This is a genomic window from Pseudomonas sp. GZD-222 (genome assembly GCF_049310525.1).
GTDB lineage: Bacteria > Pseudomonadota > Gammaproteobacteria > Pseudomonadales > Pseudomonadaceae > Aquipseudomonas.
Window position 1 is genome coordinate 21,016 of record NZ_JBMOWO010000112.1, and the last position, 14,549, is coordinate 35,564.

The following is a 14,549-nucleotide window of genomic DNA, read 5'->3' on the forward strand; positions in this document are numbered from 1 at the left end:
GTCCATGGACCTGTTTCGTAGTGACCCCGTAGCCCAGCCCCTGGCCGCGCGTTTGCGCCCGGCCAACCTGGACGAGTACGTCGGCCAGGAGCACCTGCTGGCTCGCGGTAAACCGCTGCGCGAGGCACTGGAGCAGGGTGCGCTGCACTCGATGATCTTCTGGGGCCCGCCCGGGGTCGGCAAGACCACCCTGGCGCGGCTGCTGGCGCAGTTCTGTGACGCCCACTTCGAAACCGTTTCGGCGGTGCTGGCCGGGGTCAAGGAGATCCGCCATGCAGTGGAAATCGCCAAGCAGCAGGCCGGGCAGTACGGGCGGCGGACCATTCTGTTTGTCGATGAAGTGCATCGCTTCAACAAGTCGCAACAGGACGCCTTTCTGCCGTACGTTGAGGACGGCACCCTGATCTTCATAGGTGCGACCACGGAAAACCCGTCGTTCGAGCTGAACAACGCACTGCTGTCGCGAGCGCGTGTCTATGTGCTCAAGAGCCTGGATGAGCCTGCCCTGCACAAGCTGGTACAGCGGGCGCTGACCGAGGAGCGCGGGCTGGGCAAGCATCAGCTGCGCCTGGGTGACGAAGCCTTCAAGATGCTCATGGCTGCCGCCGATGGCGATGGTCGGCGCATGCTCAACCTGTTGGAAAACGCCTCTGACCTGGCCGAAGACGGCAGCGAAATCGGCGTCGAGCTGCTGCAAAGCCTGCTCGGTGACAGCCGCCGTCGATTCGATAAAGGCGGCGAAGCCTTTTACGACCAGATTTCAGCCCTGCACAAGTCGGTGCGCGGCTCCAATCCCGACGGTGCACTGTACTGGTTCGCACGCATGCTCGATGGCGGCTGCGATCCGTTGTACATCGCCCGGCGCGTGGTGCGCATGGCCAGCGAAGACATCGGCAACGCCGATCCCCGCGCCTTGAGCCTGTGCCTGGCAGCCTGGGACGTGCAGGAGCGTCTGGGCAGTCCCGAAGGCGAGCTGGCGGTGGCTCAGGCCATCACCTATCTGGCGTGTGCGCCAAAGAGCAACGCGGTGTACATGGGCTTCAAGACCGCCCTGCGCGAGGCTGGCGAGCACGGTTCGCTGGAAGTGCCGCTGCACCTGCGCAACGCGCCGACCAAGTTGATGAAGCAACTGGGCTACGGCGACGAGTACCGCTACGCTCATGATGAGCCTGATGCCTACGCTGCTGGCGAAGACTATTTCCCCGACAACCTTGAACCGCGCCACTACTACCAACCGGTGCCGCGTGGTCTGGAACTGAAGATCGGCGAGAAGCTCAAGCACCTGGCCGAGCTTGACCGCAACAGTCCACGGCAACGGAGAAAGCCATGATTGCAGTGATTGCAGCGGTCAGTGCCGGAGGCATCGTCGGCACACTGATGCGCTTTGCCACGGCCAATTGGGTCAATGCCCACTGGCCACGTCACTTCTATCTCGGTACGCTGGCGGTCAATCTGATTGGCTGCCTGCTGATCGGCCTGCTCTACGGGCTGTTTCTGCATCGCCCGCTGGTGCCGGTCGAGTTGCGCGCGGGCCTGATCGTCGGGTTTCTCGGCGGTCTGACGACTTTTTCATCTTTTTCACTGGATACCGTGCGCCTGCTCGAAAGCGGGCAGGCGCCGCTGGCCTTCGGCTATGCCGGGCTCAGCGTATTTGGCGGGCTGCTCGCAACCTGGGCCGGCCTGTCTTTGACCAAATTCTGAACCAACGAGAGAACGATATGCTCGATTCCAAACTGTTACGCGGCCAACTTCAGGAAGTGGCGGACCGCCTGGCCTCCCGTGGCTTCAGCCTGGATGTCGCGCGCATCGAGGCACTGGAAGAACGCCGCAAGGTGGTGCAGACCCGTACCGAACAACTGCAGGCCGAGCGTAACGCCCGTTCCAAGTCCATCGGTCAGGCCAAGGCCCGTGGCGAAGACATCGCGCCGCTGATGGCTGACGTCGAGCGCATGGCCAATGAACTGGCCAGCGGCAAGGTCGAACTGGACGGCATTCAGGCCGAGCTGGATTCGATCCTGCTGGAAATCCCTAACCTGCCGGACGAAAGCGTGCCGGTCGGCGCCGATGAAGATCACAACGTTGAAGTACGCCGCTGGGGCACCCCGCGCAGCTTCGACTTCGAGATCAAGGATCACGTGGCGCTGGGTGAGTTGAGCGGCGGCCTGGACTTTGAAACCGCAGCCAAGCTGTCGGGCGCGCGTTTCGCCCTGCTGCGTGGCCCGATCGCGCGTATGCACCGCGCCCTGGCGCAGTTCATGATCAACCTGCACACCAGCGAGCACGGCTACGAAGAAGCCTACACTCCGTACCTGGTACAAGCCCCGGCGCTGCAAGGCACCGGTCAGTTGCCGAAGTTCGAGGAAGACCTGTTCAAGATCAGCCGCGACGGCGAGGCCGACTTCTACCTGATCCCGACTGCCGAAGTGTCGCTGACCAACATCGTTGCTGGCGAAATCCTCGACGCCAAGCAGCTGCCGGTCAAGTTCGTTGCCCACACCCCGTGCTTCCGCAGTGAAGCCGGTGCCTCGGGTCGCGATACCCGCGGCATGATCCGTCAGCACCAGTTCGACAAGGTCGAGATGGTTCAGATCGTTGAGCCGAGCAAGTCGATGGAAGCCCTGGAAGGCCTGACTGCCAACGCCGAGCGCGTGTTGCAGGCACTTGAGCTGCCTTACCGGGTATTGGCTCTGTGCACCGGCGACATGGGCTTCAGTGCGGTCAAGACCTACGACCTGGAAGTCTGGGTGCCGAGCCAGGACAAATACCGCGAGATCTCCTCGTGCTCCAACTGCGGCGACTTCCAGGCGCGCCGTATGCAAGCCCGCTGGCGCAACCCGGAAACCGGCAAGCCGGAACTGGTTCACACCCTTAACGGTTCGGGTCTGGCGGTAGGTCGTACACTGGTGGCGGTGCTGGAGAACTATCAGCAGGCTGACGGTTCGATCCGTGTGCCTGAAGTGCTCAAGCCGTACATGGGTGGTGTGGAGTTCATCGGTTAAATGGAATTCCTGCCGCTGTTCCACAAACTGCGCGGCAGCCGTGTGCTGGTTGTCGGCGGAGGCGAGATTGCCCTGCGCAAATCGCGTCTGCTGGCCGATGCCGGCGCAGTGCTGCGGGTGGTCGCGCCCGAGATTGAAGCGCAACTGACCGAGCTCGTCCGGCACAGCGGTGGCGAAATCCTCAGCCGTGGCTACCAGCCGGGCGACCTCGACGGTTGCCAACTGATCATTGCTGCCACCGACGACCAGGCGCTCAACGCTCAGGTCTCGGCGGATGCTCACCAGCGTTGTGTGCCGGTCAACGTCGTCGATGCGCCGGCGCTGTGTTCGGTGATCTTCCCGGCCATTGTCGACCGCTCGCCGTTGGTGGTTGCAGTGTCCAGCGGCGGCGATGCGCCGGTGCTGGCACGCTTGATCCGGGCCAAGCTGGAAACCTGGATTCCGGCTGCCTATGGCGAGCTGGCCGGGCTCGGTGCGCGCTTTCGCGACAAGGTCAAGGCACTCTACCCGGACGTCAATCAGCGTCGCGGCTTCTGGGAAGATGTGTTCCAGGGCCCGATCGCCGAGCGGCAACTGGCCGGGCAGGGCGCTGAAGCCGAACGCTTGCTGCAAGCCAAGATCGACGGTGCGACTTATCAGGCGCCAGGTGAGGTGTACCTGGTCGGTGCCGGTCCGGGTGATCCGGACCTGCTGACCTTCCGTGCCTTGCGTTTGATGCAGCAGGCCGACGTGGTGCTTTACGACCGTCTGGTGGCTCCGGCGATCATCGAGTTGTGCCGCCGTGATGCCGAGCGCATCTACGTCGGCAAGCGTCGCGCCGACCATGCCGTACCTCAGGAGCAGATCAACCAGCTGCTGGTTACCCTGGCCCGTCAGGGCAAGCGGGTGTTGCGCCTCAAGGGCGGTGATCCGTTCATCTTCGGCCGTGGTGGCGAAGAGATCGAGGAACTGGCCGAGCAGGGCATACCGTTCCAGGTGGTACCGGGTATTACCGCTGCCAGCGGTTGCTCGGCGTATGCCGGGATCCCGTTGACCCACCGCGATTACGCCCAGTCAGTGCGCTTTGTCACCGGCCACCTCAAGGACGGTACCAGTAACCTGCCTTGGAATGACCTGGTGGCACCGGCGCAGACCCTGGTGTTCTACATGGGCCTGGTTGGTTTGCCGATCATCTGTGCCGAGCTGATTCGCCACGGTCGTGCTGCCGATACACCGGCCGCGCTGGTTCAGCAGGGCACTACGCCGAACCAGCGGGTGTTCACCGGTACACTGGCGGATTTGCCAGCCCTGGTGGCTGAGCATGAAGTCCATGCACCGACCCTGGTGATCGTCGGCGAAGTGGTCCAGTTGCGTGACAAGCTGGCCTGGTTCGAAGGTTCTCAGGGCTGAAAAACATCGCGGGGCAAGCCCGCTCCCACCGGTGGGAGCGGGCTTGCCCCGCGATGAATCCGCCACTATTTCCCCGTGTTGACCCAAATCCCCCGGCCCGCCAATCTCTCCCGGTCATGTCCTTGGGCAAAATCCTGCAACGGCCCTTTCGGCACAATCCCGTTCGGATTGATGGTCTTATGGCTCATGTAGTAATGCTTCTGGATGTGCTCGAAATTCACCGTCTCGGCCACACCCGGCCACTGATACAGCTCGCGTAGCCAGTTCGACAGGTTCGGATAATCGGCCAGGCGCCGCAGGTTGCACTTGAAGTGCCCGTGGTACACCGCATCGAAACGAATCAGCGTGGTGAACAGTCGCCAGTCAGCCTCGGTCAGGTACTCACCCGCCAGATAGCGGCGTTCGCCCAGCCGTTGCTCCAGGCAGTCCAGTTCGGCAAACACTTCATCAAACGCCTGCTCGTACGCTTGTTGCGAGGTGGCAAAGCCTGCGCGATACACACCGTTGTTGACGGCCGGGTAGATCCGCTCGTTGAGCGCATCGATCTCGGCTCGCAGTGGCTCTGGGTAGAGGTCCAGGCCATTGCCGGTCAAATCGTCGAACGCGTGATTGAAGATGCGGATGATTTCCGCCGACTCGTTGTTGACGATGCGCTGTTCCTGTTTATCCCACAGCACCGGTACTGTGACCCTGCCGCTGTAGTGCGGGTCGTCGCGGGTATAACGCTGATAGAGAAAATCCAGGTGATCGACCTTGTCACCCGTGGAGCCCTGGCTCGGGTCGAAGGTCCAGCCGTTTTCGCCCATCAACCAGCTGACCACCGACACGTCGATCAGGCTTTCCAGGCCCTTGAGCTTGCGAAAGATCAGCGTTCGGTGAGCCCAGGGGCAGGCGAGGGACACATACAGGTGGTAACGTCCGGCCTCGACGGCGGGCAACTGATTGTGCCGCTGCGAATTTTCACGCTGGAACGCACCGTCTTTGCTGCTTTGATACCACTGGTCATGCCAGCGTCCGTCGATCAACAGGCCCATGCTGAGCTCCTTGGCGATTCGTTGGAATATAGAGCCCAGTGTACGAGCTTGCGTTCGAACGAATAGCGCAAAGTCTGCGCCTGTTTAATCGACTTTGTTGATGGGTTGCCTTACGCCTGGCGTTGGTCCCAGTAACCTTGCGCCTGGGCAAAGGCCTCATCGCGGTTATGACCCAGCCCACGCAAGGCCAGGGCCATGGTCGCAACCACTGCCAACTCGCCATAGCTGTCACGCGCTTCGCCGCGCCAGACCGTCAGCAGATGCTCCGGCTCCAGGCTCGCGGGTTTGACATGACGTTGCGCGGACAGCGCTGGCCATTCTTCGTCCCACTCGATGCCGTGCGCAGTGCCATACAGGTGGCTGGTGGTGTCCGGATTGATCTCGATTTCGCCACCATCGCCCTTGACCACGATGGCAGTGTCGCCAAGCAGGCGGCTGGCTTCACGGTGCACGGCCTGGTAGCCCGGGTGGAAGATACTTTGCAGGCCACAGCGGGCGCCCAGGGGATTGAGCACACGGGCCAGGGAATGGATAGGTGAGCGCAAGCCCAGGGTGTTGCGCAGGTCGATCATGTGTTGCAGTCGCGGTGCCCAGTCTTGCAGCGGGATAAATGCCAACTGCTGGCTGTCGAGTGCCTGGGCAACGGCATTCCAGTCACGGCACAGCGGGATCTGCAGCAGCTCCAGCACTTGCTCGGTGTACAGGCGCCCGGCTGTGTGAGCACCGCCGCCGTGCAGCAGGATACGCACGCCGTTGGCCGCCAGGCACTTGGCGGCGAGCAGGTACCAGGGCAGGTGGCGCTTTTTGCCTGCATAGCTTGGCCAGTCGAGGTCTACCGCAATCTGCGGTGCGTGCAGGCGCTGACGCAGCGCCTCGGTGAAACCGGCCAGCTCCTCGGGGCTTTCTTCCTTGTGGCGCAGCAGCATCAGGAAGGCGCCCAGCTGGGTTTCCTCGACCTTGCCGTCAAGCAGCATGCCCATCGCCTCGCGGGCTTCCTCGCGGTTCAGGCCGCGGGCACCGCGCTTGCCCTTGCCAAGGATGCGCACGAACTGGGCAAAGGGATGTTCGGCCGGGGTTTCGGTGATCAGCGGGCGAGGATCGGTCATATGCAATTGGTCGGCTTCGGCAGGCCCGCAAGCTTCGCGGCGAGTTTGGCGGGAGTGCCTTTGAACAGGCGGTTGAGGTGCATGCTGTTGCCTTTTTCCGGGCCCAGCTTGAGTGCGGTGTACTTGATCAGCGGGCGGGTTGCCGGCGACAGCTCGAACTCCTGGTAAAACGCGCGCAGCAGCGTCAGTACTTCCCAGTGTTCAGGGGTCAGTTCCAGCTGCTCATGGGCGGCGAGGGCTGCGGCGACTTCGTCGGACCAGTCGCCGAGTTCAACCAGATAGCCATCTTTGTCCAGGGCGATAGTGCGCTCGCCTACGGTCAGGGTACTCATAGCCAGCTGTTGACCTTGTCGTAGTCCAGCGACAGCGCGACAAAGGCCGGGTAATCGATGGCCCGGGTGTCGTCGCTGGCGCTGATGGCGCGTGCTTGCAGGTCTTCTGCAAGGGCGAACAGGCGGCCTTGCAGGTTACTCGCTTGCAAGCTGGCCAGTGGCGCGCTGCCGGGCTGCAGGGCATACACCGCATCGCCGCAGAGCAGCAGGCCATCCTCGCTCCCGAGCAGGCGCAGGCAGCTGCTCAGGCGATTGTCGCCAAAGGGCGAGTGGGAAATTACGTGCAGGGTGCTCATCAGAGGGTTACCACCTGGTCGAAACGGTCGATCAACGCGGCCAGCGCGGCGTCATCCAGCACCTGCACCGGCAGGCTCAAGCGGTCTGCTTCAAGCCCGCGTTCCTGCAGACTGCTGTGGGCGACGAAGAGCTCTTCGACACCGAACATTGGCAGGGCCTGCAGATTGGCGGCCAGGTTCTTCTGTTGTAGCTGGGCGGGCTGCTGGTCGGGTGCGAGCTGGAACACCCCGTCGTCAAGAAACAGCATACCCAGCGGCAGGTCAAAGGCGCCGCCAGCCAGGGCGATGTCCAGCGCTTCACGGGCGGACGGACCGGCCCAAGGGGCCTGGCGGCTGATAATCAGCAAGGACTTGGCCATCTCAATCGCCTCCAAAGCAGATCAAGCGGTCGGCGCTTTGCGCGCCTTCGTGCAATTGACCAAGACCGGACAGCTCCCACGGCGCCGGCAGGTTCACCGCCGGGCGTTGATAGCGTTGGGCTTCTTCGGCATTGAGCACGCCGCGGCGCAGGGCGGCGGCGATACACACAACGGCATCGAGCTGATGCTCGCTGATGAAGGATCGCCAGTTGGCGGCGACATCCAGTTCATCCTGCGGTGCAACCACGTTGCCCGAGGCGCTATGGACACCGTCCTGATAAAAAAACAGCCGGACAATTTCATGTCCACCGGCCAGCGCGGCCTGGGCGAACAGCAAGGCGCGGCGCGAGGAGGGCGCATGGGCTGGAGAAAAAACCGCAATGGCGAACTTCATGGAAGGCTCATTCAGCAAAACTGCGCCAATAATAAAGCAAAAAGCCCGCAACAGCTGCGGGCTTCTGTTTTGTCGGTAGGAGCGGGCTTGCCCCGCGATTGCCCCCAGACTGAATCAAACCTTCTCTTTATGCTCCGGCAAGAACCAGTTCAGCACCAGGGCACAAATCCCCCCGGTAGCCACACCCGACTCCAGCACATTGCGCAGCGCCGACGGCATATGTGCAAGGAACTCCGGTACCTGTGCCACACCCAGGCCCAGTGCCAGCGAGACCGCGATAATCAGCAGCGCGCGACGGTCCAGGCTGATGCTGGCAAGAATATTGATCCCCGAAGCGGCCACCGCACCGAACATCACCATCGCCGCGCCCCCGAGCACCGGCTCCGGTACCGCCTGGATCACCCCGGCAACACTGGGGAACAGGCCGAGGATCACCAGCATGGCCGCAATCCACACGCCGATATGGCGGCTGGCGATACCGGTCAGCTGAATCACCCCGTTGTTCTGAGCAAAAACCGAGCTTGGGAAGGTATTGAAAACCCCGGCCAGCAGCGAGTTGGCGCCGTTAACCAGTACACCGCCCTTGATCCGCTGCATCCACAGCGGGCCTTCGACCGGCTGGCGCGAGACCTTGCTGGTGGCGGTGACGTCACCAATGGCTTCCAGCGAAGTCACCAGATAAATCACCAGCATCGGAATGAACAGCGCCCAGGAGAAGCCCAGGCCGAAATGCAGCGGCATTGGCACCTGGAACAGCTCGGCCTGGTGCATGCCGGTGAAGTCCAGGCGGCCCAGGTAGCCGGCCAGGGCGTAACCCACGGCCAGGGCAATGACGATCGCGCAACTGCGCATCCACACCACCGGGATACGGTTGAGCACGACGATAATCGCCAGCACCACACCCGACAGCAGCAGGTTCTCGCCATTGGCGAAAGTGCCGTTGCTCATGGCGGCAAATCCACCGCCCATGCTGATCAGGCCGACTTTAATCAGCGTCAGACCAATCATCAGCACCACGATACCGGTCACCAGCGGCGTGATCAGGCGTTTAACGAACGGCAGAATGCGCGAGATGCCCATTTCGACGAAAGAGCCGGCAATCACCACACCGAAAATCGCCGCCATCACCGCTTCCACCGGTGTACCTTGCTTGACCATCAGCGCGCCACCGGCGATCAAAGGTCCGACAAAGTTGAAACTGGTGCCCTGCACAATCAGCAGTCCGGCGCCAAATGGCCCGAAGCGACGGCACTGAACAAAAGTAGCGATCCCGGAAATCACCAGCGACATCGACACGATCAGGTTGGTGTCCCGTGGCGAAACCCCGAGTGCCTGACAGATCAGCAGGCCCGGCGTCACGATCGGCACGATGATCGCCAGCAAATGCTGCAGTGCCGCCAGCATTGCGATCAGCGGCCGCGGCCGGTCTTCAAGGCCGAGGACCAGTTCATTGGCCTGCGCGGGTGCGCCGGGTCCTTGCTCGATTGAACTCATGGGAGTACTGCCCCGGAAGAAAAAAGGAGCGCATTCTACGGGGCTGAGCCCATTTGGGGTAGTGCGGCTGCTTCCTCTGTGGGAGCGAGCTTGCCCCGCGATCAGTCGCCGCAGCGCATACCATTCAGATATCAGCCACAAAAAAGCCCGCCGAAGCGGGCTTTCTCACAAGCTACCAACCATCAGATCAGTCATCGCGACCCATCAGGCCGAACAGCTGCAGCAGGCTGACGAACAGGTTGTAGATCGATACATACAGGCTGACGGTTGCCATGATGTAGTTACGCTCGCCACCGTGAATGATCGCGCTGGTCTGGAACAGAATGCAGACCGACGAGAACAGCACGAAACCGGCGCTGATCGCCAGCTGCAGGCCGCTGATCTGGAAGAACAGGCTGGCCAGTACGGCACCCATCAGGACGAAGAAACCGGCGGTGATGAAACCACCGAGGAAGCTCATGTCCTTGCGGGTAATCAGCACATAGGCCGACAGACCACCGAATACCAGTGCGGTCATGGCGAAAGCCGAGCTGACCACTTCAGCGCCACCGGCCATGCCCAGGTAACGGTTGAGGATAGGGCCGAGGATAAAGCCCATGAAGCCGGTGAGGGCGAAGGTGGAGACCAGGCCCCAGGCCGAATCACGCAGCTTGTTGGTGAGGAAGAACAGGCCATAGAAGCCGATCAGCACCACAAAGATGTTCGGGTAGCCGACGCGCATCTGTTGCGCAATGAAAGCCATGAGGCCACTGAAGGCGAGGGTGATAGCCAGCAGGCCGTACGTATTGCGCAGGACGCGGCTGACCTCCTGCTGCTCGACCTGTTGGCCGTGATTGACGGCGTAATCCTGTTCGCGCATGGCGACACTCCTGTGGGTTTGAAACGTTCAGATGCAAAGATCATAACAGAGGACTGCAAACCCGCTACACAGAGAGTTTGACAGCTTGTTTCATTTCGGTATTATGGCGCCCGCAATACGAGGAAGCGTGGCCGAGTGGTTTAAGGCAACGGTCTTGAAAACCGTCGATGGGCAACTATCCTAGAGTTCGAATCTCTACGCTTCCGCCACTTCCAAAGCCCTGATTATTCAGGGCTTTTTGCATTTCTGGGGCGCTGATTTCGTGCCCACCTTGATGATTGATCGTTTCCGCAGGTTTTCGATCCTTTCCGCATCCTTTCCAGTGTGGCAGCTTGTTTAGAAGGCCCCAGCCTGGATGGTCCTCTTGCTAGCGCTACCATTGACTGAGCGATCGTCGCGCTGTGGGACCGATTACCTTGGTAAAAATTGATAGTGCTTGCTGCTTCAGGGCCTTGTTGTCTCCGAGAAATCTTGAGATAAACACTACCAATGGAGAGCGAGCGCACAAAAGTGGCTCCTAACACAAGATTTTTTCCCTAAGAACGTCCAAACACAAGCCTTAGACTCAAGATACGGCATAGGAGGAGGAGCATGAGACGCTTGTCCGTAGCCTGTAAGGGGTCTTCCGATATGGTAAAAGGATTTCAAATGATTAAATGCTTCCTTTCTCATAGCTCTAGCGATAAAGCATATGTCAGAGAGGTATATGAAAAGCTCAGAAAAGAAAGCGTTATATTTGACGAGATGACTTTTGAGGAGGGGATGTCACCATCTGAGGAAATTATAGCTGGTTTGGATGAGACATCTTTGTTTGTTATATTTCTTTCCAATAATGCCCTAAATTCGCCTTGGGTTAAGCTCGAATTGGCTAAGGCGAGAGAAGGCGTTGCGACGGGGGTTATTGATCGAATCTATCCAATAATAATAGATGAAAACATAACTTACTCCGACAGACGGATCCCGAAATGGATGAAGCAAGGCTTCAATATCCAGCATATTCGTCAGACAAAAGTTTCTGCTCGGAAAATTAACGCTCGTATGCGTGAGATTTCCTGGAAAACGCATCCGACTCTAAAAGAACGAGAGCAAATTTTTGTCGGAAGGAACGAGCAGATTGGTAAGCTTGAGGAGCGGATGGACGACTTGAGTCGCCCAACTCCGCAGGTGATTATAGCATCTGGCCTCAGCTCTATCGGTCGGAAAGCATTTATTAGAAATGCTCTTAAGAAGGCGAACGTCATTAGGGAGTCGTATGAGCTTCCCTTGATTTCGCTTGATTCTACCGATAGCATCGAAGATTTTATATTAAAGCTAGATGATTTGGGGCTGACAGAAAGCAAGCCCCTTGAGAATTCTCTTAGAACTCGAGTTGACCAAAAGGTTGAGTTGGCGCTAGAAATTGCCCGGGAAATTGTACGAGAAAAAGAAAGAGTATTGATCGAAGATCGCGGAGCCATTGTTCAACATGATGGTGAGATAGCTGATTGGTTTGTAAGTATTATTGATTCGCTTAAAGAGTCGGATCAGGTGGTCTTTTGTATTTCCAGTAAATTCAGGGCCAATAGGCGAATTTCACATCAGCGACCCGAATATTATCTTGAAGAGCTTCCCGAGCTTGATAAGATCGAACGTACGGGGTTGCTAAAACGCTATTCTAAATTCAAAAAACTTGAGATAGAGAATAAGGATTTAGCTTTTTTTTCTGATCTCTTAACTGGCTATCCCGATCAAGTCATTTTTGCTGTTGATACGATATCTGATTCGAGTTTGTATGAGGCGAAGCGAAACTCTCATATAATTCAGGAGTACGCGTCAGATAAAGCTAGGGTGATCGTTGAGCAGTTTCGAGGCAACCAAAAAGCTCTAGATTTCTTGTATTTGCTTTCGAAGTTTGAATTTGTAAGTTTTGACTTTATATTTGGCTTGGTGGGGGAGGTTGAGTATTATGAAATGCTTAACTCTTTTCTCATTTCGTCGGTCTGCGAGCGTTTAGGCGCAAACGGTGATTACGTCCGTGTGAATGAGGTTGTAAGGGATTACATTGCTCGAAATCGATTCGGGACACCGGTTGAGTTTGAAGATAAGTTAAGGCTTTATGTTAAGGAGTTCTTATCTACATACCAGGATGATAATAAGGATATATCTGAGTATATATTTTCTATGCAGCAGGCATTAATTTCTGGGGCGGATATTGATGAGCGAATGTTGGTGCCTTCGTATTTTCTTAAGACCATTCGCTATCTGTACGACGCTAGCAGAAATTATAAAGAAGTTATAAGACTTTCTGATCGAGTTCTACTTAATGAGGCATTTCTCCATAAGGAGATTGTTAATCATATTCGCTTCATGAAGTGCCAGGCGCTCGCCCGATTAAGGGAGGGTGAGTTTTTTTCTGAGGTCAGGCATATTCCTGAGCCTGATTATTCCTTTTTGCATGGTTTCTATTATCGGATCTCAGGGCAGCAAGAGAAGGCCTTATCTAGCTATCGTCGAGTTTTGCACAAAAAGCCAAACGACTTCAGGACAAAGAGTGAAATTGTATTGGTTTACATGCAGAGCGATGAGCACGAGCTTGCCTATGATCTAGCGAAAGAGGTTTATGAGAGGGCCCCTAATAACCCCTTAAACGCAAATAACTATCTATCATGTTTGTTCTATAAGGATCGACATGAAGTAGATCGTACGCTGTTGGAAGAGGTAGCTCATAAGTTACACACGAACCCATCTGATAGATCTCAGGAAATGTACTTCTCCGCCAGGGCAAAAATTTTAGCGAATTATGATGGTGACATTGAGGGCGCTTTCAACCTGATAGAAGAGACGATAGAGAAATATCCTGATGTGGGATACCCGGTCTTGACGTTAGCGGACTTGGCTATCCAGCACAAGAATCTAGATAAGCTCTCTCAGGCAGTTGGGATTCTTGACTCAACCGAGTCTAGAAGTAAGCAGACTTATAGGACATATATTCGTTATAAGGCAACTTTTCTGGCGATGCAGGGGAAAAGAAGCGATGCGGTTTCGTTGGTTCGTAAGGAACTTTCGGGTATTAGAGCTGAGTCTCTCGAGAAGTTGTGCGAGAGGTTGAATTCTACTGAGCGACTTGTTGCTCTGTAAGGTCGTGCGTCGCGAGATACTTAATTCTCGCGGCGCTTTTTATGTGTTCGGAGTGGGTGGGTGCTCAATGGGATGGTTATAGTGTTTGAGTTGTGGGTTGTTACTTGGTTGGGCTAACGATTTCGCCAATACGTCGATATACCGTCTCAGTAATACGTTTGTCAGTATGACCCAATAGTCGACTGGCGTGTGTCAAGTCGTTTATTTCACTAGCTGCTTTGGGGCGAATATCTCTGAACTGGAAGAGTCGGATTTGCTCGGCCAGTATTTTGTCCTGGCTTTCGAGCGCGTGTTCAGTGGCTGATTTCCTGGCGCCATCGAATCGGAGGCGCAGCATTGACGCAGTTACGTTCCTCCCATCCTCTGTGGTGATCAGATACGGATTGCGGACGCCGCGTTCTTTGCGTTTCTGCAATAGGCGCTCTAAAAGCAGGCCTAGCTCATTCATCTGGCCGCTTGTTGCTAACTGAATCCGCAATTTTTTAGATGTCTTCCCCTGAGCTACCTGGAGGTGGCCATCTACGCAGTCAGTTGCTCGCATCGAGAGCACATCGGCAGGACGTTGCCCTGTCAGATATGCCAGGTCCATAGCGTCCCGCAACTCAGATGCCGCCCATCTATAGACCGCATCCCAAATCTCTGGCCCGGCATAAAAATCGCGTGGCCGTTCTTTGTTTTTTCGCACACCGGTCGCAGGGTTCTCTTTTTCAGTAATTCCCCACTCTCGGGCCATATTGTAGATATGGGAGAGTAGGGCAATCTCGCGGTTCGCCCGCACCTTGCCTGTTCGTTTATCTCGGTACTGGGCGATGATTTGAGGTGTAATGGCATCAATCGGGGCTTCGCTGAATGCCGCTCGCAGTTGTTTCAGCGAGAGCAGGTTGTCCTTCTGGGTCCTGGGCATCTTGCTGGGAATCACATCACGCTCATATCGATTGAAGACATCTCCAAGCAAACGAACAATCTTGGGTACGGCTTTGCGATCAAGCTTGGCCCATTCCATTTTTGCAACGTCCAGGTCGGTACCCAGGGGGATCTCGATCCGTTTGCCGTTTTCGTCGCGACCGTCATAGTAGTAGCCTACCCATTGGGCCCCGCTTTTGAGGTTGCGGACCCGCCGCAGCATTCGCGGCGGCAGGTCACGGTTGGCAGCTTTCTTGATGCGCATCG

The 14,549-nt window shown here is 57.4% G+C and carries 14 protein-coding genes and 1 tRNA gene; 6 read left to right on the plus strand and 9 right to left on the minus strand.

The window, feature by feature from the left end; translation table 11 throughout:
* The first annotated feature begins 4 nt into the window (after nt 1–4).
* The 4 genes from ACO6VD_RS20950 to cysG are packed head-to-tail and all read left to right on the plus strand — an operon-like array spanning nt 5 to nt 4,388.
* A complete protein-coding gene (locus tag ACO6VD_RS20950) occupies nt 5–1,330 on the plus strand; it encodes a replication-associated recombination protein A (RefSeq protein WP_400171823.1) in 1,326 nt (441 codons plus the stop codon).
* Nucleotides 1,327–1,701 carry a fluoride efflux transporter CrcB gene (gene crcB / locus ACO6VD_RS20955; protein WP_400171824.1) on the plus strand — a complete coding sequence of 125 codons (375 nt, stop codon included), beginning with the start codon at nt 1,327–1,329 and terminating at the stop codon, nt 1,699–1,701. Before ACO6VD_RS20950 ends, crcB begins: the two co-directional genes overlap by 4 nt.
* Nucleotides 1,702–1,718: 17 nt before the next feature.
* Nucleotides 1,719–2,999 (plus strand): serine--tRNA ligase, encoded by a 1,281-nt coding sequence (gene serS, locus ACO6VD_RS20960; RefSeq protein ID WP_400171825.1) that lies wholly within the window; start codon nt 1,719–1,721, stop codon nt 2,997–2,999.
* Nucleotides 3,000–4,388 carry a siroheme synthase CysG gene (gene cysG / locus ACO6VD_RS20965; RefSeq protein WP_422421805.1) on the plus strand — a complete coding sequence of 463 codons (1,389 nt, stop codon included), beginning with the start codon at nt 3,000–3,002 and terminating at the stop codon, nt 4,386–4,388. It abuts the gene before it with no gap.
* 65 nt (nt 4,389–4,453) lie between these two features.
* Here the strand turns inward: cysG and ACO6VD_RS20970 are convergent, their stop codons facing one another.
* The 8 genes from ACO6VD_RS20970 to ACO6VD_RS21005 all read right to left on the minus strand — a co-directional run bounded on the left by ACO6VD_RS20970 (nt 4,454) and on the right by ACO6VD_RS21005 (nt 10,262).
* Complete coding sequence (locus tag ACO6VD_RS20970; protein WP_422421807.1) at nt 4,454–5,422, minus strand: glutathione S-transferase family protein; 969 nt, start codon at nt 5,420–5,422, stop codon at nt 4,454–4,456.
* A 110-nt stretch (nt 5,423–5,532) separates the two neighbouring features.
* Nucleotides 5,533–6,528, minus strand: a complete 996-nt coding sequence (locus tag ACO6VD_RS20975) for a glycosyl transferase family protein (RefSeq protein ID WP_422421809.1) — start codon at nt 6,526–6,528, stop codon at nt 5,533–5,535.
* Nucleotides 6,525–6,860 carry a TusE/DsrC/DsvC family sulfur relay protein gene (locus ACO6VD_RS20980; protein ID WP_400171829.1) on the minus strand — a complete coding sequence of 112 codons (336 nt, stop codon included), beginning with the start codon at nt 6,858–6,860 and terminating at the stop codon, nt 6,525–6,527. The genes ACO6VD_RS20975 and ACO6VD_RS20980 overlap by 4 nt, the downstream gene beginning before the upstream one ends.
* Entirely contained in the window at nt 6,857–7,156 is a 300-nt protein-coding gene (gene tusB, locus ACO6VD_RS20985; RefSeq protein WP_422421811.1) for a sulfurtransferase complex subunit TusB, read from the minus strand. The genes ACO6VD_RS20980 and tusB overlap by 4 nt, the downstream gene beginning before the upstream one ends.
* Nucleotides 7,156–7,515 carry a sulfurtransferase complex subunit TusC gene (gene tusC / locus ACO6VD_RS20990; RefSeq protein WP_422421813.1) on the minus strand — a complete coding sequence of 120 codons (360 nt, stop codon included), beginning with the start codon at nt 7,513–7,515 and terminating at the stop codon, nt 7,156–7,158. The genes tusB and tusC overlap by 1 nt, the downstream gene beginning before the upstream one ends.
* A gap of 1 nt (nt 7,516) precedes the next feature.
* The gene (tusD, locus tag ACO6VD_RS20995; RefSeq protein WP_422421815.1) at nt 7,517–7,909 is read right to left on the minus strand and encodes a sulfurtransferase complex subunit TusD; all 393 of its coding nucleotides are present in this window, start codon (nt 7,907–7,909) and stop codon (nt 7,517–7,519) included.
* 114 nt (nt 7,910–8,023) lie between these two features.
* Nucleotides 8,024–9,403, minus strand: a complete 1,380-nt coding sequence (locus tag ACO6VD_RS21000) for a nucleobase:cation symporter-2 family protein (RefSeq protein ID WP_422421817.1) — start codon at nt 9,401–9,403, stop codon at nt 8,024–8,026.
* 187 nt (nt 9,404–9,590) lie between these two features.
* Nucleotides 9,591–10,262, minus strand: coding sequence for a Bax inhibitor-1/YccA family protein (locus tag ACO6VD_RS21005; protein WP_422421818.1), 672 nt, complete (start codon nt 10,260–10,262; stop codon nt 9,591–9,593).
* 121 nt (nt 10,263–10,383) lie between these two features.
* On the opposite strand from ACO6VD_RS21005, the gene ACO6VD_RS21010 reads away from it, so the two are divergent.
* Both ACO6VD_RS21010 and ACO6VD_RS21015 read left to right on the plus strand, forming a co-directional pair.
* Nucleotides 10,384–10,471: transfer RNA gene (locus ACO6VD_RS21010), tRNA-Ser, on the plus strand.
* Nucleotides 10,472–10,853: 382 nt separating this feature from the next.
* Nucleotides 10,854–13,379, plus strand: coding sequence for a TIR domain-containing protein (locus ACO6VD_RS21015; protein ID WP_422421819.1), 2,526 nt, complete (start codon nt 10,854–10,856; stop codon nt 13,377–13,379).
* A gap of 100 nt (nt 13,380–13,479) precedes the next feature.
* On the opposite strand, the gene ACO6VD_RS21020 is transcribed toward ACO6VD_RS21015, so the two are convergent.
* Complete coding sequence (locus ACO6VD_RS21020) at nt 13,480–14,547, minus strand: tyrosine-type recombinase/integrase (protein ID WP_422421821.1); 1,068 nt, start codon at nt 14,545–14,547, stop codon at nt 13,480–13,482.
* Between the last annotated feature and the right edge of the window lie 2 nt (nt 14,548–14,549).

What these genes read in the sequence shown, in the direction of transcription:
- ACO6VD_RS20950 (WP_400171823.1), top strand. Translation starts at nt 5, where the DNA reads ATGGACCTGTTTCGTAGTGACCCCGTAGCCCAGCCCCTGGCCGCGCGT.
- crcB (WP_400171824.1), top strand. Translation starts at nt 1,327, where the DNA reads ATGATTGCAGTGATTGCAGCGGTCAGTGCCGGAGGCATCGTCGGCACA.
- serS (WP_400171825.1), top strand. Translation starts at nt 1,719, where the DNA reads ATGCTCGATTCCAAACTGTTACGCGGCCAACTTCAGGAAGTGGCGGAC.
- cysG (WP_422421805.1), top strand. Translation starts at nt 3,000, where the DNA reads ATGGAATTCCTGCCGCTGTTCCACAAACTGCGCGGCAGCCGTGTGCTG.
- ACO6VD_RS20970 (WP_422421807.1), bottom strand. Translation starts at nt 5,422, where the DNA reads ATGGGCCTGTTGATCGACGGACGCTGGCATGACCAGTGGTATCAAAGC.
- ACO6VD_RS20975 (WP_422421809.1), bottom strand. Translation starts at nt 6,528, where the DNA reads ATGACCGATCCTCGCCCGCTGATCACCGAAACCCCGGCCGAACATCCC.
- ACO6VD_RS20980 (WP_400171829.1), bottom strand. Translation starts at nt 6,860, where the DNA reads ATGAGTACCCTGACCGTAGGCGAGCGCACTATCGCCCTGGACAAAGAT.
- tusB (WP_422421811.1), bottom strand. Translation starts at nt 7,156, where the DNA reads ATGAGCACCCTGCACGTAATTTCCCACTCGCCCTTTGGCGACAATCGC.
- tusC (WP_422421813.1), bottom strand. Translation starts at nt 7,515, where the DNA reads ATGGCCAAGTCCTTGCTGATTATCAGCCGCCAGGCCCCTTGGGCCGGT.
- tusD (WP_422421815.1), bottom strand. Translation starts at nt 7,909, where the DNA reads ATGAAGTTCGCCATTGCGGTTTTTTCTCCAGCCCATGCGCCCTCCTCG.
- ACO6VD_RS21000 (WP_422421817.1), bottom strand. Translation starts at nt 9,403, where the DNA reads ATGAGTTCAATCGAGCAAGGACCCGGCGCACCCGCGCAGGCCAATGAA.
- ACO6VD_RS21005 (WP_422421818.1), bottom strand. Translation starts at nt 10,262, where the DNA reads ATGCGCGAACAGGATTACGCCGTCAATCACGGCCAACAGGTCGAGCAG.
- ACO6VD_RS21015 (WP_422421819.1), top strand. Translation starts at nt 10,854, where the DNA reads ATGAGACGCTTGTCCGTAGCCTGTAAGGGGTCTTCCGATATGGTAAAA.
- ACO6VD_RS21020 (WP_422421821.1), bottom strand. Translation starts at nt 14,547, where the DNA reads ATGCGCATCAAGAAAGCTGCCAACCGTGACCTGCCGCCGCGAATGCTG.